The organism is Aeromonas dhakensis (assembly GCF_000820305.1).
GTDB classification, from domain to species: domain Bacteria; phylum Pseudomonadota; class Gammaproteobacteria; order Enterobacterales; family Aeromonadaceae; genus Aeromonas; species Aeromonas dhakensis.
In genome coordinates this window covers 38,463-61,398 of record NZ_CDBH01000038.1, presented here as the reverse complement: position 1 = coordinate 61,398, position 22,936 = coordinate 38,463, and the positions used below count along the sequence as shown (strand labels likewise).

Here is a 22,936-nt window from a genome sequence, read left to right as displayed (position 1 = left end):
GAGGGGGAGTGGTCGGTTGGACGGGTTTACGCTTGGCCATCGTTCTTATTCCATTAATATGATGCGGGCATTCTATGTAACTGACCTTGCCTCGGCAAGGCGTTGAATAAATGAGCAAACGACTGTGAGCACAAGAAAAACACCTTGCATGCCCAAGCGCCATTCGTATAATCCCTCGCAGTTGCCCGGGTGGCGAAATCGGTAGACGCAGCGGATTCAAAATCCGCCGGTGAATAACCGTGTCGGTTCGAGTCCGACCCCGGGCACCATCAAATTCATGACAAAAGGCCATCAGCAATGATGGCCTTTTGTTTTTCCGCCTATCCCCTTCCTTGTCACGCTTCTGTTCTCCGGCTGATATCGGCAAGCCGGGTACACCTCTGTGGTCATGCCATGTCCCGCCTTGCTCCATTTCGGTGCGGCTTGCTCTGCCTGCACAGCAGAAGTGCGCATTCGCTCATGTTAGCGCGTCCCATGCGCCAATCTGGTGCGCCCCCTCTCTTTCATACGAATAACTTTATGATTTTAAATAACTTATTAAGTTGGCCCGCTTTGTGCTTTTAAGCAGTTATGTCGCCATGATGCCGCTCCGTAGAGGGAATCTGACCGGGAGCGGTAACCAGTGTGTACCGAATGGAAATGTACGTGAATCATCGGTGTCGATGTTCATATCAGGAAATGGACCCGGCCTGGAGCCGGGACGACAGGGAAGGAGATGGCTGTATGCTCAAGAGACTCGTGATGACTGGCCTGTTGGCGCTGATTGCCCTGCTGGCCGCCCCCAGCTGGGCCGAAGAGGTGGTGACCGCACCTGCGGTAGTGACCATCAACAAGGGGGACAATACCTGGATGCTGCTGTCGGCAGCCCTGGTGATCCTGATGTCCATTCCGGGCCTGGCCCTGTTTTATGGCGGTCTGGTGCGCACCAAGAACATGCTGAGCGTGCTGATGCAGGTATTCACCCTGTTCTCGCTCATCTGCGTGCTGTGGGTGATCTACGGTTATTCGCTGGCTTTTACCGAAGGCAACAGCGTCTATGGCTCCTTCAGCAAGGCGCTGCTCAAGGGAGTGACCCCCGACTCCATCGCCGCCACCTTCAGCAAGGGAGTCGGGATCAGCGAGTTCATCTATGTGGTGTTCCAGGGGGCCTTTGCCGCCATCACCTGCGGCCTGATCGTGGGGGCCTTTGCCGAGCGCATCAAGTTTGCCGCCGTGCTGCTGTTCTCGGTGATCTGGTTCACCTTCGCCTATATCCCGCTGGCCCACATGGTGTGGTACTGGGCGGGTCCGGATGCCTATACCACGGCCGATGCCGCGGCAGCGGCCACGGCGACTGCCGGTTATCTGTTCCAGCACGGCGCGCTGGATTTTGCCGGCGGCACAGTGGTGCACATCAATGCGGCGGTGGCCGGTCTGGTCGGCGCCTATCTGGTGGGCAAGCGCCTGGGCTATGGTCGTGACCCCATGACCCCGCACAGCCTCACCATGACCATGATCGGGGCCTCTCTGCTCTGGTTCGGCTGGTTCGGTTTCAACGCCGGCTCCGCGCTGGAAGCCAACGGCACGGCGGCACTGGCCTTCATCAACACCTGGGTGGCGCCGGCTGCGGCGGCCCTCTCCTGGACCTTGGCCGAGTGGGTGATGAAAGGCCGTCCCTCGCTGCTGGGTGCGGCTTCCGGTGCCGTCTCCGGGCTGGTGGTGATCACCCCGGCGGCCGGTTTCGTCGGGGTCGGTGGTGGCCTGGTAATGGGCCTCATCAGCGGTGTCGCCGGGTTGTGGGGGGTTCACGGTCTCAAGCGGCTGCTGGGTGCCGATGACAGTCTGGACGTGTTCGGCGTGCACGGGGTGTGCGGCATCCTCGGCGCCCTGCTGACCGGGGTGTTCGCCAGCCCGGATCTGGGCGGCACCGGGGTGTGGGACTATGTCACCAACCAGGTGGCGGAGGGCTACTCCATCCTGGATCAGGTCAAGATCCAGGCCATCGGGGTGGGGGTGACCATCCTCTGGTCCGGTATCATCTCGGTGGTGGCCTACAAGCTGGTGGATATGCTGATCGGCCTGCGGGTGAAAGAGGATGCTGAGCGGGAGGGGTTGGACGTCACCACCCACGGCGAGAAGGCCTACAGCCTGTAATCCGCCATCTGTTGTTCAACAAGATTGCCGCCGGCCATGCCGGCGGTTTTTTTATGTCCGTTTGCCGGGGGCCAACTCTGATGCCCGAGCCTGTGGTGGGGCGGCTCGCCTCTGGCGCCATCACCCCCGATAGAGCGCATCCCCGAGATCGCCGCCGGCGATAGCATTTTTCGGCAGACAAAGCGGGCAGCAGCAATGTCCTCTGTCTTGTTGCTGTTTTATGCCTGCAATTTGGACGGATCTCCGCTAAACTCTGCCACCTTTTCTTGATGGGTCGGCCGGGCCGGTTCATCACTCTCTTATATATGTACTTTTGGAGCCGCTCATGCCGCTAGTGGGACATCAACACCAGATCGAGATCCTGGAACTGACCGACAAAGGAGATGGCAAAGGACGCCTGTTCGACCGCCCCCTGTTTGTCGAAGGTCTGCTGCCGGGTGAGCAGGCGTTGGTCGAACTGACCGAGGTGAAGCCCAACTACCTGCACGGCAAGGTGGCCGAGCTGCTCCAGCCCTCCGCCGACCGGGTTGCCGACTTCTGCCCCAACACAGAATGTGGCGGTTGCCAGGTGCGCCCGCTGGCCTATCCGGCCCAGCTCAAGCTCAAACAGAGCTTGGTGCAGAGCGCTCTGGAGCAGGTCGGGCTGGGTGAGGCCGTGGTCAACCCCATCCTCGGCATGGAGACGCCGTTCGCCTATCGCAACAAGGCGCAGTACGCGGTGCGTGGCTGCGAGGCCGGCGCCGAGATCGGCTTCTACCGCAAGCACTCCCACGATCTCATCAGCGCCGATGACTGCGCGGTGCAGGACTCGCTCCACGTCGAGCTCAACGCCAGGGTGCGCAACTGGATGCGCGAGCATGACATCGCGGCTTATGACGAAGTGGCCCACACCGGCTGCGTGCGCAACCTGATGACCCGCAAGGGCTTCAAGAGCGGCGAGCTGATGGTGGTGCTGGTGACTCTGGGTGAGGAGCTGCCGTTCGAAGTCGAGCTGCTGGCCGCCCTGCAGGATCTGCCGGTCACTACCCTGGTGCAGAACATCAACGAGGCGCGCACCAACCGCATCCTGGGTGACAACAACCGGGTGCTGCTGGGCAGCGGGGTGATCCGCGACAAGATCCACGAGCTTGAATTCGAGATCTCGCCGCTCTCCTTCTTCCAGAACAACCCGAGCCAGACCGACGTGCTCTACTCCAAGGCGCTGGAGTATTGCGAGCTGACCGGCAACGAGACGGTGTTCGACATCTATTGCGGTATTGGCACCATCTCCCTGTTCCTGGCGGGCAAGGCCGCCAAGGTGGTGGGGATCGAGTCGGTGGAGAGCGCCATCAGCGACGCCCGTCGCAACGCGGCCCTCAATGGCATCGAGCAGACCGAGTTCCACGTTGGCAAGGCGGAGCAGCTGATGCCCGCCCTGCACGCCGAAGGGGTGAGCGCCGATGTGGTGGTGATGGATCCGCCGCGCAAGGGCTGCGACAAGGCCGTATTGCAGACCCTGGTGGCCATGGCGCCGCGCCGGCTGGTTTATGTCTCCTGCAACCCGCAGACCCTGGCCCGGGATCTCGCCTGGCTGGTCAAGCAGGGCTTCGTGCTGGACGAGGTGCAGCCGGTGGACATGTTCCCGCACTCGATGCACGTAGAGGCTGTCGCCCGCCTGAGCCTGCCTGCCAAGGCCTGGTCGTCGTTGGTTCCCACTCGTGCCATGGACGTCGAAGCGGTTGCTCGTCTAAGCCTGCCCGCCAAGGGGTGAATTGAATTAGCCAGATGGCTCTGATAAAAACGACTCCAAATGGAGTCGTTTTTTTATGGCCGTAGATCGGCGTCGCTACCAGGCAGGGAGTGCGAGGGTGATGATTCGTTTGGCGAGTGTGGAGGATGCGGCGGCGCTGGATCACTTCTTTGGGCAACTGGACAGGGAAACCCGCTTCATGCTGTATGAGGCGGGGGAGCGCCCCTCGGACATCGAGGGGCAGCGCCAGCGGCTCGAGGCCATGGTGGCTGCCCCCAATCAGGCCATGTGGCTGCTGGTGCTGGCCGGGGAGGTGCAGGGCTTTGCCGTGCTCATCGGCGGTGGCCTGGCGCGCAACCGCCACTGCGCCCTGGTGGTGATGGGGCTGCGGTCGAGTGCACGCGGGTTGGGATGGGGTGAGCGGTTACTGCGCACCCTGATCGCGGCCGCCGGCGAGCTAGGGATCCAGCGGCTGGAGCTGGGGGTGATGGCCCACAACGAGGTGGCGCACGCCCTCTATCGCAAGTTCGGCTTCCGGGACGAGGGGTTGCGGCGACAGGCCTATCGGCTGGACGATGGCTACGTGGACGAGATCAGCATGGGGTTGCTGCTGTCGCCCGGGGCGCCATGATGCGGCGGGCCCGGTTTGCTCCTGGCGGCGAGCGGGTATATGACGGAGCAACCGTCGACTTGATGAAGAGGGGAACGCGCGGATGAAAGGTATCTTGTTACGCTGGCTGGCTCGCTACGATGGCTGGTGCGAGGAGTGGGGGCTCACGCCGGAGAACCGGCGCTGCTGCGTGCCGGTGCGTCGGGAACAGGATGAGGCGCCGCAGGCAGAGCCGCAAGCCGAGTCGGAGCCGCTCACTGGAAATTGCGGGTCACGGCACCAGTGATGCTGTTGTAGTCGAAGGAGAGACCGTCGGGATAGGCGGGGAAGCGGCCGATGGAGTCGCGCAGGGTGTAGCGGCAGTTGCTGTGCGGCTCCCCCTCTTCATCTATCTGGTTGGCGGTCAGTTCGCTGGACAGGTAGTCGGCGTTGAGTTGCTGATCGGGATCCTGATCGACCGAGGCGACGGTGTAGCTGCTGTCCAGCAGCCCCTGAAACAGCAGACGGCAGTCTGACTGGTTGCTCACCGAGATGTAGTCGCCCTGACCTGCGACATAGGGTTCGTCGATCCCCTTGCGCCCCTGATCTTCGTCCGTGCCGGCGGGCCAGCCATAGCGGTTGATGTCGAGATTGCGTTGCCCCATGCTGCCGAGATTGTAGAGCGCCTGATCCTGCGCCTTGACCGCCCAGCCGGCATGAGCCAGCTGGACTGCGCTGGCAAAGCTGGCCGCCGTTGCCGCGACCGTGCTCTTGAGTGCGTCATCCTTGAGATTGATGAAGCGGGGCAGGGCGGTCACGGCCAGGATCCCCAGCACTATGATGACCAGCACCAGTTCTATCAGGGTAAAGCCGTGGCTTGTGCGTTTCATCATGATATGGACCCATTAATTACGACAAACAGGTGAGTGACATGCAATTGATCGACACCCATTGCCATCTCGATTTTCCGGTCTTCGATTCCGATCGGGCGGCGCTGCTGGCCGAGTGCCGTCAGCTGGGGGTGGGCGAGTATATCATTCCCGCGGTGGGAGAGGAAAACTGGGGCCGGGTGATGGCGCTGGCGGCAGAACATGACGGCATCTCCTATGCCCTTGGCGTGCACCCCTGGTATGTGGGCGGTCAGACGCCGGCGGTGCTGACCCGGTTGCAGCAACGGCTGGCGGAGCGCCCCCGTGGATTGGTGGCGGTGGGCGAATGCGGGCTGGACCTGCGCTCCCACGTGCCGCAAGAGGGACAGCTCGAGATGTTCGAGGCCCAGATCGAACTGGCCAAGGAGCATGAGTTGCCCCTTATTGTCCATTCGGTGCGTGCCAACGACACGGTGGCCAAGATCCTCAGACGTCTGCGCCCTGCCTGCGGGGGCGTCATCCACGCCTTCAGCGGCTCCCTGCAGCAGGCAGAAGCGTTCTGGCAATTGGGATTTCGGCTCGGCATCGGCGGGGTCATCAGCTTTGAGCGGGCCAACAAGACCCGGGAGGCGGTGCGCGACATGCCGCTGGAGGCCCTGCTGCTGGAAACGGATGCCCCCGACATGCCGCTGCAGGGTCAGCAAGGGGCGCCCAACACCCCTGCCAATCTGCCAATCATTGCGCAACTGTTGGCCGATTTGCGGCAGCAACCGCTGGCACATGTTGCCTCGGTGTTACATGAATCCACTCTGCGTACCTTCCAGTTGGGCAAGTCGAAAATTAACACCTGATTAACTGTTGCTAGCGACATGATAAAAAATGGGGGGGGTAAAAATCGTTTGCGGTCTAATTTGACGACCTCTAGCGCATTTCATGCTTATAAAATGTGACCAGCGTTCTACTTTGTCGCACCGTAATTAGTATAATGCGCACCCTTGATTGATGGCTTTGAGATACAAGTTGTTAACAAGCTGGAAGGTGCTACTAAAGAGGAAGTGTAAATAATGAATCTAATAATGGGTCTGGTAGGGATGGCAACGCTCGTCCTTATCGCGGTGCTGTTCTCCAGCAATCGCAAAGCAATAAGAGTGCGCACCGTTGCCGGTGCCTTTGCAATCCAAGCTGGCCTGGGTGCCTTCGTGCTGTACGTCCCGGTTGGTCGTGACATCCTGGTGGGTGTATCCGATGCTGTTTCCAGCGTCATCGGTTATGGCCAGAACGGCATCGAATTCCTGTTCGGTGGTCTGGTCAGCAACAAGATGTTCGAAGTGTTCGGTGGTGGCGGCTTCATCTTCGCCTTCCGCGTACTGCCGGTCATCATCTTCTTCTCCTCCCTGATCGCCGTTCTCTATTACCTGGGCATCATGCAGTGGGTCATCAAACTGCTGGGTGGTGGCCTGCAGAAAGTACTGGGCACTTCCCGTACCGAATCCCTCTCCGCCACTGCCAACATCTTCGTGGGTCAGACTGAAGCGCCGCTGGTTGTGCGTCCCTTCATCTCCAAGATGACCGACTCCGAGCTGTTCGCCGTCATGTGTGGTGGTCTGGCTTCCGTCGCCGGCTCCGTACTGGCCGGTTACGCCTCCATGGGCGTCAAGATGGAATACCTGATTGCCGCCTCCTTCATGGCTGCCCCGGGTGGTCTGCTGTTCGCCAAGCTGCTGGTGCCGGAAACCGAGACCCCGAGCTACGACGAGAGCAATGCCGATGGCGATCTGGAAGACAAGCCTGCCAACGTGATCGATGCCGCCGCTGCCGGTGCCTCTGCCGGTCTGCAACTGGCCCTGAACGTCGGCGCCATGCTGCTGGCCTTCATCGGTCTGATCGCCATGATCAACGGCATCTTCTCCGGTGTGGGTGGCTGGTTCGGTTATCCGCAGCTCTCCCTTGAACTGCTGCTGGGCTGGATCTTCTCCCCGCTGGCCTTCCTGATCGGTGTGCCCTGGAGTGAAGCCGTCGTAGCCGGTTCCTTCATCGGCCAGAAGCTGGTGGTCAACGAGTTCGTGGCCTACCTGAACTTCGCCCCGTACCTGAAGGATGAAGTGCTGATCAATGGCGTGGCCATGTCTGACCACACCAAGGCCATCATCTCCTTCGCCCTGTGCGGTTTCGCCAACCTGTCCTCCGTTGCCATCCTGCTGGGTGGTCTGGGCTCCATGGCACCGAACCGTCGCGGCACCATTGCGAAATTTGGTCTGAAAGCCGTACTGGCCGGCTCTCTGTCCAACCTGATGTCTGCGACCATCGCAGGCTTCTTCCTGGCGCTGTCCAGCATGTAATGTCAGTCTGACTGACAGCTATAACCACGAACGCCACGGCATCTGCCGTGGCGTTCGTGTATGGAGCGGTGACAACCGTTTTCCTTTCTAAACTAATAATAAAATGAGTCAAATCGGAGGTTATATGAATGAAGTGCTACTGGCGATGGCAGCCGGCTTTATCGTTGGCTTGTTGTTTTCTTTCCTCAAATTGCCGATCCCGGCCCCGCCCGTACTGTCCGGGGTGATGGGGATCGTTGGAGTCTATCTGGGGGGCCTGGCATACTCCTGGATACTCACCCGTTTCTTCTCTTAACGCACTTTCCAGTACCGGATTTGCCAGATGTGAGGTACCTCTGAAAATGGCAAATCCGGCTTGCAAACAAGGGGTATCTCGGCTGAAATAGGCATTGCCAGCAGGGTGCTGGCATTGACTAATGCCCGATGAAATCGGGTGTTGGCGGTCAAATGGAATTGATTGGGAAGTCGGGTCAGACCTTGTCTGCCTTTCTCAAGTCTTCATGGAACCAAGTCCGCACTTTTGTAAGAAAGTGACAGGGCTCTTGCCTTATTTGCAGCCTATTGCCCGTGCAGTTGCGCTGCAATTCCATTCCCGTTTTTCCGGGAGTCGCGTCTTGCCGGTTGCGTTGCGACAGGCAGCACCATGCCCTGGAATTCGGACTACATCGAGACTTTGGAGAACAGAATGACTGATCTGAAACTGGCCGCCCAGCGCGCCCTGAATCTGATGGACCTGACCACCCTGAACGATGACGACACCGATCAGAAGGTGATCGACCTGTGCCGCAAGGCCAAGTCTCCGGCCGGCCTGACCGCCGCTGTCTGCATCTACCCCCGTTTCATCCCCATCGCTCGCAAGACTCTGCGTGAGATCGGCGCCGCCGACGTGCGCATTGCGACCGTGACCAACTTCCCGCACGGCAACGACGACATCGAGATCGCCGTGGCCGAAACCCGCGCCGCCGTGGCCTATGGTGCCGACGAAGTGGATGTGGTGTTCCCGTACCGCGCCTTCATGGCCGGCAATGAACAGGTCGGCTTCGATCTGGTCAAAGCTTGTAAGGAAGCCTGTGGCGCCAACGTGCTGCTGAAAGTGATCATCGAGACCGGCGAGCTGAAAGAGGAAGCGCTGATCCGCCGCGCCTCCGAAATCTCCATCGACGCCGGTGCCGACTTCATCAAGACCTCCACCGGCAAGGTGCCGGTCAATGCGACTCCGATCGCTGCCCGCATCATGATGGAAGTGATCAAGGCCAAGAACCCGAAAGTGGGCTTCAAGCCGGCCGGTGGCGTGAAAGACGCCGCCGTGGCGGGCCAGTACCTCGCCATGGCCGAAGAGATCCTGGGCAAGGACTGGGTATCCGCCCGCACCTTCCGCTTTGGTGCATCCAGCCTGCTGGCCAGCCTGCTGGCCACGCTGGGGCATGGCGACAAGCCGGCCAACACCAGCGGTTACTAATAGGTTGATGAGAGGGCGGACCGCTGTCCGCCCTGTTGCGCCCCACCCGTGTGGGGTGCGGGCAAGGATTCAGACTTGTGTAACGCCAGCAATGGCGGAGGGAATGAAAGATGTTTTTGCCTCAAGAAATCATTCGCAAGAAGCGCAACGGTGAAGCGCTCAGTACCCAAGAGATTCAATTTTTCGTTCAGGGCATTACCAACAACACCATCGGCGAGGGCCAGATTGCGGCGCTGGCGATGGCGGTCTACTTCAAAGACATGACCATGGATGAGCGGGTTGCCCTGACCTGCGCCATGCGCGATTCCGGCATGGTGCTGACCTGGGACCACCTCAATCTGGGCGGCCCCATCGTCGACAAACACTCCACCGGCGGTGTGGGTGACGTCGTATCCCTGATGCTTGGCCCCATGGTCGCTGCCTGTGGCGGTTTCGTGCCGATGATCTCCGGCCGTGGCCTGGGCCACACCGGCGGCACCCTGGACAAGCTGGATGCCATTCCTGGCTACCAGACCTCGGTCGACAACGACCGTTTCCTGAAAGTGGTGAAAGAGGCTGGTGTGGCCATCATCGGCCAGACCGGCGATCTCGCCCCGGCCGACAAGCGTATCTATGCGGTACGCGACATCACCGCCACCGTCGAATCCATCGCCATGATCACCGGCTCCATCCTCTCCAAGAAGCTCGCCTCCGGGCTGGAAGCGCTGGTGATGGACGTGAAAGTGGGCTCCGGTGCCTTCATGCCGACCTTTGAAGCATCCGAGGAGCTGGCCAAGAGCATAGTCGCGGTGGCCAACGGCGCCGGCTGCCGTACTTCAGCGCTCTTGACCGACATGAACCAGGTGCTGGCCTCCAGCGCCGGCAACGCGGTGGAAGTGCGCGAAGCGGTGCGCTACCTGACCGGCGAATACCGCAACCCGCGCATCCATGCCGTCACCATGGCGCTGTGCGCCGAGATGCTGATCTCCGCCGGTCTGGCCAGCGACGACAGCGATGCCCGCCGCAAACTGCAGGCGGTGCTGGACAACGGCAAGGCGGCCGAGATCTTCGGTCGCATGGTGACCGGCCTCGGTGGCCCGAGCGACTTCATGGAGCGCTACGATCATCACCTGCCCAAAGCCGCCATTGTGCGCCCCGTCTATGCCGCCAACAGCGGTTTCGTGACCGCCATGGACACCCGCGAACTGGGTCTGGCCGTGGTCGCCATGGGCGGTGGCCGTCGCGCTGCCGGTGACAAGCTTGATTATGCCGTCGGTCTGACCGACTTTATCCGCCTGGGTCAAAGTGTTGAGGCAGACAAGCCGCTCGCCCTGATCCACGCTCAAACTGAAGAGCAATTTGCTCAGGCCGCCAGCATGGTGCAGGCTGCCGTCAAGATCGGTGATACCCAACCGGAGGCGCTGCCCGAGGTTTACCGTCGCATCGGTCTGGCTGATTTGTAACAAGGGGAAGTCCCATGAAACGTACCTTTATTCTGATGATGGACTCTTTCGGCATTGGCGCAGCCGCCGACGCCAACAAGTTCGGCGATGTGGGCGCCAATACCCTTGGCCATATCGCCAAGGCCTGTGCCGCCGGCGAACTGGAGGGGCGTGGCGCCCTCAATCTGCCGAACCTCAGCAAGCTGGGTCTGGGCCACGCGGGTGAACTCGCCAGCGGCACCTTCCCGGTCGGCCTGAACAAGGACGTCGAGGTAGTCGGTGCCTACGGCTTTGCCCAGGAGCTCTCCTCCGGCAAGGACACCCCGTCCGGTCACTGGGAAATTGCCGGCGTGCCCGTGCTGTTCGAGTGGGGCTACTTCAAGGATCACCACAACAGTTTCCCGCAGGAGCTGCTGGATGCCATCGTCGAGAAGGCAGGTCTGCCCGGGTATCTGGGCAACTGCCACGCCTCCGGTACCCAGGTGCTGGATGATCTGGGCGAAGAGCACATGCGCACCGGCAAGCCGATCCTCTACACCTCCGCCGACTCCGTGTTCCAGATCGCCTGCCACGAAGAGACCTACGGCCTCGAGAAGCTCTATGAGCTGTGCCACATCGTGCGCGAGCTGCTGGAGCCCTACAACATCGGCCGCGTCATCGCGCGTCCGTTTGTGGGCAGCGGCAAGGGCAACTTCAAGCGCACCGGCAACCGCCACGACTACTCCGTGCTGCCGCCGGCACCGACCGTGCTGGACTACATGAAGGAAGCGGGCGGCCAGGTGGTTTCCATCGGCAAGATCGCCGACATCTATGCCCAGCAGGGCATCACCAAGCAGGTGAAGGGCACGGGTCTGACCGAGCTGTGGGACAGAACCCTGGAAGAGGTGAAAGCGGCCGGTGACCAGACCATCGTCTTCACCAACTTCGTCGACTTCGACTCCTCCTACGGTCACCGTCGCGACGTGAAGGGCTACGCCGATGCGCTGGAGTACTTCGACTCCCGCCTGCCGGAGCTGTTCGAGCTGATGCAGGATGGCGACGTGGTGGTGCTGACCGCCGACCACGGCTGTGACCCGACCTGGAGCGGCACCGACCACACCCGCGAGTACATCCCGGTGCTGTTCTACGGCAAGCCGGTCAAGGCCGGTTCCGTCGGTCGTCGCGAGACCTTTGCCGACATCGGCCAGAGCATCGCGGCGTACCACGGTCTGCCCAAACTGGCGTACGGTACCAGCTTCCTGTAAGTTACCCGCCCGTCGCCTCGGCGGCGGGCAACCAATAAAGACAATAAAACTCAACCTAGTGTGAAGGAATCAAGAGAATGGCAACTCCTCATATCAATGCGAAAGATGGCGCCTTTGCTGACACCGTGCTGATGCCGGGCGACCCCCTGCGCGCCAAGTACATCGCCGAAACCTTCCTGGAGAACGTCGAACAGGTGTGCGACGTGCGCAACATGTTCGGTTTCACCGGCACCTACAAGGGTCGTCGCATCTCCATCATGGGCCACGGCATGGGCATCCCGTCCTGCTCCATCTATGCAAAAGAGCTGATCACCGATTACGGCGTGAAGACCCTGATCCGCGTTGGCTCCTGCGGTGCCGTGCGTGAAGACGTGAAGCTGCGTGACGTGGTGATCGGCATGGGTGCCTGCACCGACTCCAAGGTGAACCGTCTGCGCTTCAAGGATCACGACTTCGCCGCCATCGCCGACTTCGATCTGGTTGCCAATGCCGTACAGGCCGCCAAGAACAAGGGCGTTGCCGTGCGCGTCGGTAACATCTTCTCCGCCGACCTGTTCTACACCCCGGACCCCTCCATGTTCGACGTCATGGAAAAATACGGCATCCTGGGTGTCGAGATGGAAGCCGCCGGCATCTACGGTGTGGCCGCAGAGTACGGTGCTCGCGCACTGACCATTTGCACCGTCTCCGACCATATCCGTACCGGTGAGCAGACCACCTCTGAAGAGCGTCAGCTGACCTTCAACGACATGATCGAAATCGCGCTGGATTCCGTCCTGCTGGGCGACAACTAATCCCCTTCGCGCATGAATAATGAAAACGGCGGCCCTCGGGCCGCCGTTTTGCATTTCAAGGATGGCAGATCAGAGGTCGAGGGCGAAGCGCCCCTTGCCGGCCTGTTTGGCCCGGTACATGGCGCTGTCGGCCCGGTGCAGCAGGTCGTCGATGTGACAATACTGGCCCGAATGGCAGATGGCTCCGCCGATGCTGCCGGCGAGGGGCAGCTGGTGGCCGGCCACGTCGGCCGGTACCGCCATGGCCGCCAGCAGACGTTCGCACAGGGCGGGCAGCTCCAGCTCCGGCTGGCGCAGGGCCGGCAGTATGATGGTGAACTCATCGCCGGCCAGGCGCGCCACCATGTCACCGGGGCGCACCTCGGCACTCAGCACGCCTGCGAAGCGCTGCAACAGGGCGTCGCCGACATGGTGGCCGAGCTGATCGTTGATCCGCTTGAAGCCATCGAGATCGAGAAACAGCAGACCCAGAGTCTCGGCATTCTGGCGCACCCGCTCCAGCTCACGGGAGAGGCGCAGGGTGAAGGCGCGCCGGTTGGGCAGGCCGGTGAGGGGGTCGTGGGCCGCCTCGTGCTCCAGCTGGTTCTGCAGCGCCTTGAACTCGGTGATGTCGCTGCCGAGGATGTAGACCCCTGGCTCGTCGCCCCGGCTCGGGATCATGGTGATCCTGAGATCCCGTGGGCCTATGGGCAGCTCAAAGCGGTTTTCGAAGCTCACCTGCTCGCCGGCGAGGGCCTGCTCCAGATGGGCGATGGCCCGGCCGTAGGCCGCCTCGCCGATCACCTCCCGCACGCTCATCTCCCGTATCCGCTCGGGATCCAGCCCGAAGTAGCGACAGTAGGCCTGGTTGGCAAACAGGTAGCGCCCCTCGGGCGAGACCATGCTGATGGTGACCGGCAGGCCGTCGGTGATGGCCCGCAACCGGGCCCGCCCGCGCTCGATTTCCGCCAGCACCTGGCGGCGGGCGCTGATGTCGTGCAGGAACAGGGCGAGGCGCACCTTGCCGTCGAACTGGTAGCGCTCGGCGCTCACCTCGACCGGGATCTGGCGACCGCTGCGGGTGCCGATGTCGCACTCCAGGCGGCGCTGTGCGCGCTCGGGATGGGTCAGCAGCGCCAGTAGAGGGTGAGCGCTGCCGAGCAGGGTGGGCAGGGGGCGTCCCAGCATCTCCTCGGGGTGCCAGCCGAGCAGGGTGGTGGAGGCCGGGTTCCAGCCGGTAATGACCAGCGCCTCGTCGAGCTCGAGGAAGGCGTTGCTGGTGTGCTCCAGCATGTGTTGCAGCCGGCGTTGCTCCTGCCACAGGCGTTGCTGCACGGCGCCGCGCTCCTGCATCTCGCGATGCAGTTGCTCCACCGTGCTCGACAGCTCGCGGGTGCGCTCACGCACCTGCTGCTCGAGCCCTTGCTGCAGTTGCAGCAGTTCGGCCTCGACCTGCTTGCGCTCGGTGAGGTCGGCAAATACGGCGATCATGTGGGGGGCCATGGTGCGGCTCTGGCACAGGGTCACGCTGAGCTGGACCCAACACAGGCTGCCGTCGGCGCGGATCATCCGCTTCTCCAGCCGGTAGTCCTGCCGCTGCCCCGCGAGCAGGGCGGTGAACAGGGCCAGCTCGCGCGGCAGATCCTCGGGGTGGGTCATGGCGTGCCAGGTTCGCGTCAGCATCTCCTGTTCGCTGTAGCCGAGCAGTCGCTCCAGCCCCGGGTTGGCCCGCAGCCAGCGTCCTTCGACCGACGAGAGGGCCATGCCCACCGAGGACTGGTTGAAGGTGAGGGTGAACAGGTGTTCCTTGTCCTCCAGCACCTGGTTGAGGCTGCGCACCTGATGGCGCCTTTCCAGATCGTGCAGGGTGTTCTCCACCAGGCGGCCGAAGTCGTCGAGATCGCGACAGGCCTCCTCGTCGAGGTGGCGCGCTGCATGATCCACCAGACAGAGGGTGCCGAGCACCACGCCGTCCAGCGCCCGCAGTGGCCGGCCGGCATAGAAGACCACGTGGGGCTCGCCCGTCACCAGCGGGTTGTCGGCAAAGCGCGGGTCGAGTCTGGCATCCTGCACCTGCATGATGTCGGGGCGCAGGATGGCGTGGCCGCAAAAGGAGTGCTCCCGGCTGATCTCGCACAGGGTGACCCCGGTGCGGGCGAGAAACCACTGCCGGTTCACGTCGGTCAGCGAGACCATGGCGATGGGCAGCGAGAAATGGCGGGTGATGAGCCGGGTCAGGCGATCCAGCTGGTCGATGGGCTCGCGGTCAAGCAAGCCCAGGATGCGGAGCCGTTCCAGTCGGCTCTCTTCATCCAGAGGAAGAGGGGGGGCAATCATACAGCGCTCCTGCTGGTGGCATTGCCTGGGTTGTATACAAGGCGATGAGGTCGCACCGTCTTATTGCGGTTCGACCGGTTTGCTTTTCTTCTTGTGCTTGCGCACCCGCATGTAGTTGCGGCGCACCCCGTAGGAGATGAGCAGCCCGGCCAGCAGGGCGACCAGCAGCATCAGCCGCTGTTTCTCCTGCACCACCTTGAGCCGGGTGTCCTTGTCCGCCAGCATCTGCTGCTCCTCCAGCGTAATGCGCAGATAGCCCTGCGTCTGCTCCCCATCCAGGATCTCCTGCACGAACTGGATGCGCCCCTTGCCCTGCTCGGGGACCGACTTGTTGTTGTCGCCGATGGGCAGCAGGCTGTCCAGCGGCACTGCATTGTCCGACTGGGCGAGGGGAATGCCGCGGGCATCGTAGAGGGTGACATCGAGGATCTCGGGTTCGGCGGCCAGATCCCGGGCCAGCCGCTCCAGCTCGCTGTTTTTCTCCTCCTTGATCCAGCGTTTCATGTCCCTGGCGGCATAGGCCACCAGTGCCTGGGCCCGGTTGCGCGCCTCGCTGTGCAGCGAGGCCTGGCTTTCGCCCTGCATATGAATGAGCACGGCGAGTACCCAGAGTCCGAGCAGGACACCGGCACCCAGACTGAGCACACGTTTGATGGGGAGATGACGCAAGAGTTGAGCCTTTTGCTGACAAGGAGTGGCGGGATCTTGGCGCTTGCCTGTACAAAAAGCAATACGCTACTCTGGGCCAGTTTTGTTAACCCCATGATCACCAAGGAAGGCGTTATCCCTATGTTGTTGTCCCAATTGCCTGCAGAGATTTCAGAGTGGCCCGAGTGCCTGTCCGGCGCCCCCTGGTGGGAGGCGACGCCACAGGCGCTGCTGCCCGCCGCCAGTGCGCTGGATGGCGCCTGGCTGGTGCTGTTCGGTCGGGCCCTTGGCGGCCACCATCTCGGCCGGCTGGCCGGGCTGCTGGCGCGGCACGGGCTGCAGGCACGGCTCTATCCGCCCGCCATGCCGGCCGGGGTACCCCTGCTGCTGCTGGGCACGGATCGCTTCTCACCCGCTCTGGTACAGACGCTCAAGGGGGAGGAGTGGGATATCGATCTGTGTCATCTGCCGGCCCTGCCCAGCCTGGCCGAGCCCGGTTTGCTGGTGATGGACATGGACTCCACCGCCATCCGCATCGAGTGCATCGACGAGATTGCCCGTTTGGCCGGGGTCGGCGAGCAGGTGGCGGCGGTCACTGCGGCCGCCATGCAGGGCAAGCTGGAGTTTTCCGACAGCCTGCGGGCCAGGGTCGCCCTGCTGGAGGGGGCACCGGTCACCATTCTCGACGAGGTGGCGGCCAACATGCCGTGGATGCCGGGCCTGCAACGGATGGTCGACACTCTCAAGCAGGCTGGCTGGAAGGTGGCGATCGCCTCCGGTGGTTTCACCCGTTTTGCCGGCCAGTTGCAGCGGGAGCTGGGGTTGGACGCCATCTTCGCCAACGAGCTGGCGGTGGTGGGGCAGCAGCTGACCGGCAAGGTGAGCGGGCGCATCGTCGATGCCACCGTCAAGGCCGAGGTGCTGCAGCAGCTGGCCGCGGAGTACGGCATCGCCACTGGCCAGACCGTGGCCGTGGGCGATGGTGCCAACGATCTCAAGATGATGGGGGTGGCCGGGCTCGGCATCGCCATCCACGCCAAACCGCTGGTGCGGGCCCAGGCGGCGGCCACCCTCAACCACCACGATCTGGAAGGGGTGATCTGCCTGCTTGGCGCCCTGGCCTGCCGCCAGCAGCGCTGGGATAGGCGCTGAGCCCCCTAGGGCTGGACTCAACCCCACGTCACGGAGGACGTAGTCTCAAAATGGAACTGCTACAGCAATCCCTGTTTATTCCCTGCGGCGAACATCGGCTGCACGTACGCCACATTCAACCGCGGGTCGCGGTACATGGTGAGCCGATCCTGATGGTGCACGGCGCCATCGAGAACGGTCGCATCTTCTATACCGAGTCGGGCAAGGGGCTGGCCTGTTTTCTGGCCCGCCACGGCTATCAGGTCTATGTGGCCGATCTGCGCGGGCGGGGGCTCAGCACGCCGGCCATTGCCGAGCAGGCCGAACATGGCCAGCATGAGCTCATCACCGAGGATCTGCCGGCCCTGCACCGCTGGATTGCCGCCCGTCATGCCGGCTTCAAGTTGCACTGGATGGCCCACTCCTGGGGTGGCGTCATCATGGCGTCGACCCTGGTGCGCTTTCCCGAGCTGGCGGAGCAGGTGGCCAGCCTGGTGTTCTTTGGCACCAAGCGCGGCGTGTCGGTACAAAATCCGGAGCGCTGGCTGAAGGTGGATCTGATCTGGAACCGGCTGGCCCCCTGGCTGGCCAGCCGCAACGGCTTTCTGGCTGCGCGCAGATTGAAGATAGGGGCGGACGACGAGCCGCTGCGCTACCTACAGGAGACCATCCCCTGGGTCAAGTGTGGCCCCTGGCAGGATCCCAGCGACGGGTTCGCCTATGACGAGGCGGCCGCCCGGGTCAACTGGCCGCCGCTCTGGATGATCTCGGCCAAGGCGGACAAGGTGCTGGGTCACCCGACCGACGTGCGCCGCTTCAGTGCCGAGATGGGCTCGGCTGCACGCCATACCCGGCTTGGCCGGGACAACGGCAACCGGCTCGATTACGACCACATCAACATGCTGACTGCACCCCAGGCGCAGGAGGATCACTTCCCGCAGATCCTCGAATGGCTGCTCAACCCGCAGGCGGCCTGATGGGGGAACCCTCGGGGGGGCTGGTAGCCACAAGAGTGCGAAAAACAATGGCGGACCCAGGGTCCGCCATTGTTTGTTGCTTGGTGTAGCGCTGCCTCGAGTCGGCGCCCTCTTCTTTACTTGATGGGCGCCGTGATGCCGAGCCGGAACAGAGTTGCCTGGCTGGTATCGGTCAGCTCGCCAACCCCCACCACGCTCCACAGCTCCTCTTCCAGCTTCTTGGCCTTGTGAATGGCGAACTTGGCAATGTAGTCCAGCTCGTTGGCGATGAAGTTGGTATCGGGGCGACCGGTACGGGAGATGCCGACCAGCACCGAGTAGAACTCCCCCTGGCGCAGCGCCTGCTCGATAAAGCTGCGCTTCTCCGCCACGTTCTGGAAGCTGCTGGCAAGGCGGCTGGTGAAGATGGGCAGGCCGGTCGCCGTCTGCAGACTGGCGATATAGACCTCCTCCTCCTGGGGCTGATCCTCGCGCTCGATGGCCCGCAGCGGGTTCATGATTAGCTGCTTGAGCAACTCCCCCTGGAACAGCGGGTAGAGGTTGTCCTGATCGCCCTGCTCGGCACAGGCCTTGAGCAGCCGCGACAGGCTGCGCGGCTGCGGCGCATGGCCGACCGAGGCCGGCTTGGGCGCCCCCTTGAGCTTGTTGATGTAGACCGGGGTGCAAAAGACGTGGTGGGTATAGATGTTGCGCAGTGCCCGCGCCATGCCGCGATAACGGCGCTGCTCCTGGGCCGCTTTGAGCTTGTTCTGGTTGCTCTCGATCAGCAGCTTGAAGAACTGGCGGCCAGTGTGGCGCTCGGGATCCCCCTCGATGCACAGGTGCAGCACGGTGCGGGTCAGGTTGATGCTGACCAGCCGGTAGGGGAGGCGTTGCAGATCCATGCTCTTGGAGAGTTCCTGCAGGCGCGGCAAGGCGATGGTGACGATGTCGTCCTTCGCCCCCTCGAACGGCTCTTCCAGCTCGATTTGCATGCCGTGGGCCGAGATGTCGCGGGTCCAGCCGAGCCAGGCCCGGCCATTGTGCTTGATGGCGACGGCGGTCTTGTGGATGTAGCGAGCCTCCTTGCGCAGCTGGACATAGTGCAGCGTCTCGATCTCGAAGGGGGCGGCACTGCTGTCGTGACCGAAGCGTTGCAGCTCGTTGGCGTTGTGCTGGCTGGAAGCGTCGAACTGGAACTCTTCCCGCTGGCTGTCGAGGCCGACTTGCTGCAGCAGACCGACGTAGCTTATCTGCTTGAGCCGCTCCTGCAGCAGCATGTCCTGCAGCTGGGGGCTCTCCTTGCCCTGCTGACTGGCCAGATCGGCCTCGTGCAGGTCGCAGCGTTCCAGACTGAACTTGTAGACGCGCCAGCTGGGGCGACGGGCTCCCACCTGGAAGAAGAGCGACATCAGGCCGCTTTGCAGCAGCTCTTCCCGGGTGGCGGAGAAGAAGTAGAGGTGGCTGCGCACCGAGTGGGTAAAGCAGTAGATCAGGGTCTCTTTCAATTCTCCCTTCGCCGGCAACAGGGCCTGCATGCGGGTGGCCGAGAACAGGCTGGCGAGCATGTCGCGGTTCTTGGCGTCGCGCCAATACTCCAGGATGTGCTGGTTGTTCTCGGTGCGCAGGGCGATCTCGAGGCTGGGGCTGTCGCCCGAGCCGAAGAACAGCGGCATGCCGGTCATGCGCGGCAGGTAGAACTGCTCATACCCCTTGATGATGGCGGCGGAGAGCAGGTAGTCGACGCTGACCCGGTAGCGGCTCTTGTTGCTCTCGATGAAATCGTTCAGAAACTGGTCGAAGGCCGGGTGTTCACCGGTCTTGATCAGCCTGAGCCAGTATTTCCCCTCCTTGCTCTCTTCCCCGAGGATCTGGTAGCTGACCGAATGGTGCAGGACCGGGTTTGGGTGATCCCGCTCCAGCCCAGTGAAGAACACCTCGACCTGAGCGCCGGTCTGGTAGTTGGGCAGATAGGGCACCGAGACCCGGATCCCGCCCAGAGAGAGATCGGAACTCTTGGCGAACAGCTTGTCGCCATCGGCGAACTTGATCACCACGGGGGAGCTGAAGTGCATTCGCTCCTGGCGCCGGCCATAGTAGCTGGCAAAGGAGATGGGATTGACATCGTACTGGCGAAACGGGCTGACGGGGGGCTGGAGTTGGCCGTCGTTCTTGCCATGCTGGTATTTTTGCCAGTATTGCAGCGCTTCGTAGACCCCCAGGGTGTAGTCATCCTTGTAGAGGTAGCACTGGGACTGGAACAGGCCGATGGCCTCGGCCGGCATGAAATGGGTGATCCCTTCGAACTCGTGCACCAGGCACTCATCGCCCAGCTCGTCGCGCATGTCGATGACCCGGCGGCAGGGGGTGCATTTGCGTTTGAGCTCCATCTTGATCAGAAAACGGCTGTTGCTGTTCTCGTCCTGGGTCAGGCGATTGAAGATGTCATCGAAATCCTTTTCTCTGAGCAGAGGAATAAGTTGTTCAATCAGGTGCTGTTGTTGTTCTGATTCCATGTGTTCCTGCCACGGAAAGTCACTTTTCCGATTCTGGGTTTGATCTGTCGGTCGCAAACAAGTATATCAAGCAGGAATTCATCCTGTCCCCGAGTTATCCATGGCCAAAAACAAAACTGCCTATGTTTGTACCGAATGTGGCGCCGACTTCACACGCTGGCAGGGCCAGTGCAGTGAGTGCAAGGAGTGGAACACCATCAGCGAGGTGCGTCTCGGCTCGGTGACCCCGGGCAAGAGCGCCCGCTACAGCGGCTATGCCGGCGCCGTCGGCAGCCAGGTGCAGACGCTGGCGGAGATCGCCACCACCGAGATCCCCCGTTTCTCTTCCGGCTTCAAGGAGCTGGATCGGGTGCTTGGCGGCGGCGTGGTGCCGGGGTCGGCCATCCTGATCGGTGGCAACCCGGGGGCGGGCAAGTCGACCCTGTTGCTGCAGACCATGTGTGGCCTGGCCGAGCGGATGAAGACCCTGTACGTCACCGGTGAGGAGTCGTTGCAGCAGGTGGCGATGCGGGCATCGCGTCTCGGCCTGCCCACCGACAAGCTGCGCATGCTGTCGGAGACCTCGGTCGAGCAGATCTGCCTGATTGCCCAGCAGGAGCAGCCGCAGATCATGGTCATCGACTCCATTCAGGTGATGCATGTGGCGGATGTGCAGTCGGCGCCGGGGTCCGTCTCCCAGGTGCGGGAAGCGGCCGCCCTGCTGACCCGCTATGCCAAGCAGAATCACGTCGCCATCTTCATGGTGGGCCACGTGACCAAGGATGGCACCCTGGCCGGTCCCAAGGTGCTGGAGCACTGCATCGACTGTTCCGTGCTGCTCGACGGCAGCCACGACTCCCGCTTTCGCACCCTGCGCTCCCACAAGAACCGCTTCGGGGCGGTCAACGAGCTGGGGGTCTTCGCCATGACCGGGCAGGGGATGCGGGAAGTGAGCAACCCTTCCGCCATCTTCCTCAGTCGCGGTGAGGAACAGGCGCCCGGCTCCATCGTGATGGTGATTTGGGAGGGCACGCGTCCGCTGCTGGTGGAGTTGCAGGCGCTGGTGGACTACTCCCAGCTCTCCAATCCACGCCGGGTGGCGGTGGGGATGGATCACAACCGGCTCGCCATGCTGCTGGCAGTGCTGCATCGCCACGGCGGGTTGCAGATGGCGGATCAGGATGTCTTCATCAACGTGGTCGGCGGGGTCAAGGTAGAGGAGACCAGTGCGGATCTGGCCCTGTTGCTGGCCATGGTCTCCAGTTTTCGCGATCACTCCCTGCCCAAGGATCTGGTGGTGTTCGGCGAGGTGGGGTTGTCCGGCGAGATCCGGCCCGTGCCGTCCGGCCAGGAGCGGCTGCAGGAGGCGGCCAAGCATGGCTTCCGCCGGGCCATAGTGCCGCACGCCAATGCCCCCAAGCATCCCATCGAGGGCATGGAAGTGGTGCCGGTCAAGAAGCTGGCTGATGCCCTGGAGGCCTTGTAATCGGCATAGTGGCCGTAGGCAGGCAATAAAAAGGAGCGCAATGGCGCTCCTTTTTACATTGAATGTACCGCTCAGGGGTGAGGGTGTTCGAGATGTTCGCTCAGCAACTGTTCCAGCTCCCTGTGTAGCAACTCTTCATCGCCGACGTTGAGCTCGATCATCCGTTTGAGATGGGTGGCGCTGTCGATGTCGATATGATGGCAGTAGAACCCAAGCTTCTTGCTGGCTTCATGGGTCAGCATGACCTGCATCTTGATCTCGATGTCACTGCCGCTCAGCACGAAGCTGAGTGAGTACTCTTTGTCGTCATTGCTTTCCCAGTCATCGGGCCGGATCAGCAGGGCGCCCTGCAGGGAAATATCGACCAGCTGGGTCCGCCATTTTTTATCGCCCTGGACGAGATCGGCCATGGTCAAGTAAAGGATCCGTGAAAAACGGCGACGCTCGGACATTCTCATCTCCTGTCAGCAATAGGTACGGGTGCTAGAGGTCATGACATAGAGTGTAATGCACCTTGCACATCAGGATCTTGAACTGGCTCCGAAATTGGATATCAAACCTGCTGGGCGCTGAGTGACTCTACTACCTGCAGTGCCTTGATCAGCCGATCTTCCTGCTTGAAACGATCTTCCAGCACGGGGCCAAGCTGGTTCAAGTCTTCATCCAGCAGCAGCATCTGGGCCTCGTCCGCGTTGCTGTACTTGTCGTTGAACTCCAGCGCGAACTCGGTGCAGGCGCGGATATGGGGGTAGATGCGCTTGGCCAGCTCCAGCTTGTCGCCGCTGGCCTGTTCGAAAGCGGTCACCACATGGTGGTAGATCTCGAAGTGGCCGGCACTGACGTAGTCGACCAGCTGTTCGCAGAAACTTTGCAGTTCCACATGACCCGGGAGCGAGCGCTGCTTGCTGTTGCGGGTGGGTTTCAAGCCGGCGAGGCGCATGTACTCGACCAGCAGTGCCTGTCTGGCGTCCAGCCAGTCATCGATAGCTCTGTGCTTTCCTGCCAATGCGCGTTTGGTTTGTTCCAGTTCAGTTAACATACTCCCTCCGTGGGGCATAGGCATGGAGTGCTATCGTGACAGGCCTCCGGCCTTTTTATGGACTGACGACACCTTCCTATAACTAGGGAAAATCCGGTTGACCGTCAATAGGGGCATGGGGATATTGTTACACCGGGCGGTGTTTTGGTTACAAGGCGCCATCATTTGCTCTCCTCTTCCCGTCAATTACGATCACGAAGGGGCGAGATATGTGACTATTTCCGCAGATCTTGATGAAAACCCCAGCATTCAAGCCAATCCGGCTGATAAAGCCTTTGCCTGAGTGTT

20 protein-coding genes, 1 tRNA gene and 1 pseudogene are annotated in these 22,936 nt (G+C 62.0%); 16 read left to right on the top strand and 6 right to left on the bottom strand.

Going from position 1 to position 22,936, the window contains the following annotated elements:
• The first annotated feature begins 183 nt into the window (after positions 1-183).
• The 5 genes and pseudogenes from BN1143_RS09510 to BN1143_RS21905 all read left to right on the top strand — a co-directional run bounded on the left by BN1143_RS09510 (position 184) and on the right by BN1143_RS21905 (position 4,758).
• Positions 184-269, top strand: a tRNA-Leu gene (locus tag BN1143_RS09510).
• A gap of 454 nt (positions 270-723) precedes the next feature.
• The gene (gene amt, locus BN1143_RS09505) at positions 724-2,133 is read left to right on the top strand and encodes an ammonium transporter (RefSeq protein ID WP_017782602.1); all 1,410 of its coding nucleotides are present in this window, start codon (positions 724-726) and stop codon (positions 2,131-2,133) included.
• 325 nt (positions 2,134-2,458) lie between these two features.
• Positions 2,459-3,808: pseudogene (gene rlmD, locus BN1143_RS09500) on the top strand (23S rRNA (uracil(1939)-C(5))-methyltransferase RlmD); the annotation flags it as partial.
• A 175-nt stretch (positions 3,809-3,983) separates the two neighbouring features.
• Positions 3,984-4,493, top strand: a complete 510-nt coding sequence (locus tag BN1143_RS09495) for a GNAT family N-acetyltransferase (protein WP_197069859.1) — start codon at positions 3,984-3,986, stop codon at positions 4,491-4,493.
• Positions 4,494-4,575: 82 nt separating this feature from the next.
• Complete coding sequence (locus tag BN1143_RS21905; protein WP_005305116.1) at positions 4,576-4,758, top strand: DUF5363 family protein; 183 nt, start codon at positions 4,576-4,578, stop codon at positions 4,756-4,758.
• Here the strand turns inward: BN1143_RS21905 and tppF are convergent.
• Positions 4,727-5,344 carry a type IVa pilus pseudopilin TppF gene (tppF, locus tag BN1143_RS09490; protein ID WP_042050373.1) on the bottom strand — a complete coding sequence of 206 codons (618 nt, stop codon included), beginning with the start codon at positions 5,342-5,344 and terminating at the stop codon, positions 4,727-4,729. The two genes, BN1143_RS21905 and tppF, sit on opposite strands and share 32 nt — an antisense overlap.
• 38 nt (positions 5,345-5,382) lie before the next feature.
• On the opposite strand from tppF, the gene BN1143_RS09485 reads away from it, so the two are divergent.
• The 7 genes from BN1143_RS09485 to deoD all read left to right on the top strand — a co-directional run bounded on the left by BN1143_RS09485 (position 5,383) and on the right by deoD (position 12,577).
• The gene (locus tag BN1143_RS09485) at positions 5,383-6,171 is read left to right on the top strand and encodes a TatD family hydrolase (protein WP_042050372.1); all 789 of its coding nucleotides are present in this window, start codon (positions 5,383-5,385) and stop codon (positions 6,169-6,171) included.
• Positions 6,172-6,384: 213 nt separating this feature from the next.
• A complete protein-coding gene (locus BN1143_RS09480; RefSeq protein ID WP_010636138.1) occupies positions 6,385-7,659 on the top strand; it encodes a NupC/NupG family nucleoside CNT transporter in 1,275 nt (424 codons plus the stop codon).
• A gap of 124 nt (positions 7,660-7,783) precedes the next feature.
• Positions 7,784-7,954, top strand: coding sequence for a XapX domain-containing protein (locus BN1143_RS09475; protein ID WP_005305103.1), 171 nt, complete (start codon positions 7,784-7,786; stop codon positions 7,952-7,954).
• Between the two features lie 390 nt (positions 7,955-8,344).
• Complete coding sequence (deoC, locus tag BN1143_RS09470; RefSeq protein WP_017783084.1) at positions 8,345-9,118, top strand: deoxyribose-phosphate aldolase; 774 nt, start codon at positions 8,345-8,347, stop codon at positions 9,116-9,118.
• A gap of 110 nt (positions 9,119-9,228) precedes the next feature.
• Complete coding sequence (deoA, locus tag BN1143_RS09465) at positions 9,229-10,560, top strand: thymidine phosphorylase (protein ID WP_010636140.1); 1,332 nt, start codon at positions 9,229-9,231, stop codon at positions 10,558-10,560.
• Positions 10,561-10,574: 14 nt separating this feature from the next.
• Positions 10,575-11,783, top strand: coding sequence for a phosphopentomutase (locus BN1143_RS09460; RefSeq protein WP_042050370.1), 1,209 nt, complete (start codon positions 10,575-10,577; stop codon positions 11,781-11,783).
• Positions 11,784-11,860: 77 nt separating this feature from the next.
• Complete coding sequence (gene deoD / locus BN1143_RS09455) at positions 11,861-12,577, top strand: purine-nucleoside phosphorylase (protein ID WP_005305092.1); 717 nt, start codon at positions 11,861-11,863, stop codon at positions 12,575-12,577.
• 69 nt (positions 12,578-12,646) lie between these two features.
• Here deoD and BN1143_RS09450 read toward each other — a convergent pair whose 3' ends face one another.
• Together BN1143_RS09450 and BN1143_RS09445 are read right to left on the bottom strand one after the other, a co-directional pair.
• Positions 12,647-14,893 carry a sensor domain-containing diguanylate cyclase gene (locus BN1143_RS09450; RefSeq protein WP_042050369.1) on the bottom strand — a complete coding sequence of 749 codons (2,247 nt, stop codon included), beginning with the start codon at positions 14,891-14,893 and terminating at the stop codon, positions 12,647-12,649.
• A 60-nt stretch (positions 14,894-14,953) separates the two neighbouring features.
• On the bottom strand, positions 14,954-15,562 hold the full coding sequence (locus BN1143_RS09445; protein ID WP_042050368.1) for an AhpA/YtjB family protein: 609 nt from the start codon (positions 15,560-15,562) through the stop codon (positions 14,954-14,956).
• Between the two features lie 120 nt (positions 15,563-15,682).
• Between BN1143_RS09445 and serB the strand changes: the two genes are divergently transcribed.
• Positions 15,683-16,693, top strand: a complete 1,011-nt coding sequence (gene serB, locus BN1143_RS09440) for a phosphoserine phosphatase SerB (protein ID WP_042050366.1) — start codon at positions 15,683-15,685, stop codon at positions 16,691-16,693.
• Positions 16,694-16,743: 50 nt separating this feature from the next.
• Positions 16,744-17,649 (top strand): alpha/beta hydrolase family protein, encoded by a 906-nt coding sequence (locus BN1143_RS09435; protein WP_005305083.1) that lies wholly within the window; start codon positions 16,744-16,746, stop codon positions 17,647-17,649.
• A 116-nt stretch (positions 17,650-17,765) separates the two neighbouring features.
• On the opposite strand, the gene BN1143_RS09430 is transcribed toward BN1143_RS09435, so the two are convergent.
• The gene (locus BN1143_RS09430) at positions 17,766-20,144 is read right to left on the bottom strand and encodes a PilZ domain-containing protein (RefSeq protein WP_010636145.1); all 2,379 of its coding nucleotides are present in this window, start codon (positions 20,142-20,144) and stop codon (positions 17,766-17,768) included.
• 100 nt (positions 20,145-20,244) lie between these two features.
• On the opposite strand from BN1143_RS09430, the gene radA reads away from it, so the two are divergent.
• A complete protein-coding gene (radA, locus tag BN1143_RS09425; RefSeq protein WP_005305075.1) occupies positions 20,245-21,609 on the top strand; it encodes a DNA repair protein RadA in 1,365 nt (454 codons plus the stop codon).
• A gap of 71 nt (positions 21,610-21,680) precedes the next feature.
• Here the strand turns inward: radA and BN1143_RS09420 are convergent, their stop codons facing one another.
• The gene (locus tag BN1143_RS09420; protein WP_005305070.1) at positions 21,681-22,061 is read right to left on the bottom strand and encodes a PilZ domain-containing protein; all 381 of its coding nucleotides are present in this window, start codon (positions 22,059-22,061) and stop codon (positions 21,681-21,683) included.
• Positions 22,062-22,162: 101 nt separating this feature from the next.
• Positions 22,163-22,648, bottom strand: a complete 486-nt coding sequence (locus tag BN1143_RS09415) for an Rsd/AlgQ family anti-sigma factor (protein WP_005305066.1) — start codon at positions 22,646-22,648, stop codon at positions 22,163-22,165.
• Positions 22,649-22,745: 97 nt separating this feature from the next.
• Here BN1143_RS09415 and BN1143_RS22375 point away from each other — a divergent pair, with 97 nt between their 5' ends.
• Positions 22,746-22,931 (top strand): hypothetical protein, encoded by a 186-nt coding sequence (locus BN1143_RS22375; protein ID WP_156141296.1) that lies wholly within the window; start codon positions 22,746-22,748, stop codon positions 22,929-22,931.
• The last annotated feature ends 5 nt before the right edge of the window (positions 22,932-22,936 follow it).

Excerpts from the sequence above, each read along its gene's own strand:
- BN1143_RS09435 (WP_005305083.1), top strand. The coding sequence starts at position 16,744 with ATGGAACTGCTACAGCAATCCCTGTTTATTCCCTGCGGCGAACATCGG.
- tppF (WP_042050373.1), bottom strand. The coding sequence starts at position 5,344 with ATGATGAAACGCACAAGCCACGGCTTTACCCTGATAGAACTGGTGCTG.
- deoC (WP_017783084.1), top strand. The coding sequence starts at position 8,345 with ATGACTGATCTGAAACTGGCCGCCCAGCGCGCCCTGAATCTGATGGAC.
- serB (WP_042050366.1), top strand. The coding sequence starts at position 15,683 with ATGTTGTTGTCCCAATTGCCTGCAGAGATTTCAGAGTGGCCCGAGTGC.
- BN1143_RS09420 (WP_005305070.1), bottom strand. The coding sequence starts at position 22,061 with ATGTCCGAGCGTCGCCGTTTTTCACGGATCCTTTACTTGACCATGGCC.
- BN1143_RS09450 (WP_042050369.1), bottom strand. The coding sequence starts at position 14,893 with ATGATTGCCCCCCCTCTTCCTCTGGATGAAGAGAGCCGACTGGAACGG.
- BN1143_RS09485 (WP_042050372.1), top strand. The coding sequence starts at position 5,383 with ATGCAATTGATCGACACCCATTGCCATCTCGATTTTCCGGTCTTCGAT.
- deoA (WP_010636140.1), top strand. The coding sequence starts at position 9,229 with ATGTTTTTGCCTCAAGAAATCATTCGCAAGAAGCGCAACGGTGAAGCG.
- BN1143_RS09495 (WP_197069859.1), top strand. The coding sequence starts at position 3,984 with ATGATTCGTTTGGCGAGTGTGGAGGATGCGGCGGCGCTGGATCACTTC.
- BN1143_RS09475 (WP_005305103.1), top strand. The coding sequence starts at position 7,784 with ATGAATGAAGTGCTACTGGCGATGGCAGCCGGCTTTATCGTTGGCTTG.
- BN1143_RS09430 (WP_010636145.1), bottom strand. The coding sequence starts at position 20,144 with ATGGAATCAGAACAACAACAGCACCTGATTGAACAACTTATTCCTCTG.
- amt (WP_017782602.1), top strand. The coding sequence starts at position 724 with ATGCTCAAGAGACTCGTGATGACTGGCCTGTTGGCGCTGATTGCCCTG.
- BN1143_RS09415 (WP_005305066.1), bottom strand. The coding sequence starts at position 22,648 with ATGTTAACTGAACTGGAACAAACCAAACGCGCATTGGCAGGAAAGCAC.
- BN1143_RS21905 (WP_005305116.1), top strand. The coding sequence starts at position 4,576 with ATGAAAGGTATCTTGTTACGCTGGCTGGCTCGCTACGATGGCTGGTGC.
- BN1143_RS09460 (WP_042050370.1), top strand. The coding sequence starts at position 10,575 with ATGAAACGTACCTTTATTCTGATGATGGACTCTTTCGGCATTGGCGCA.
- radA (WP_005305075.1), top strand. The coding sequence starts at position 20,245 with ATGGCCAAAAACAAAACTGCCTATGTTTGTACCGAATGTGGCGCCGAC.
- BN1143_RS09480 (WP_010636138.1), top strand. The coding sequence starts at position 6,385 with ATGAATCTAATAATGGGTCTGGTAGGGATGGCAACGCTCGTCCTTATC.
- deoD (WP_005305092.1), top strand. The coding sequence starts at position 11,861 with ATGGCAACTCCTCATATCAATGCGAAAGATGGCGCCTTTGCTGACACC.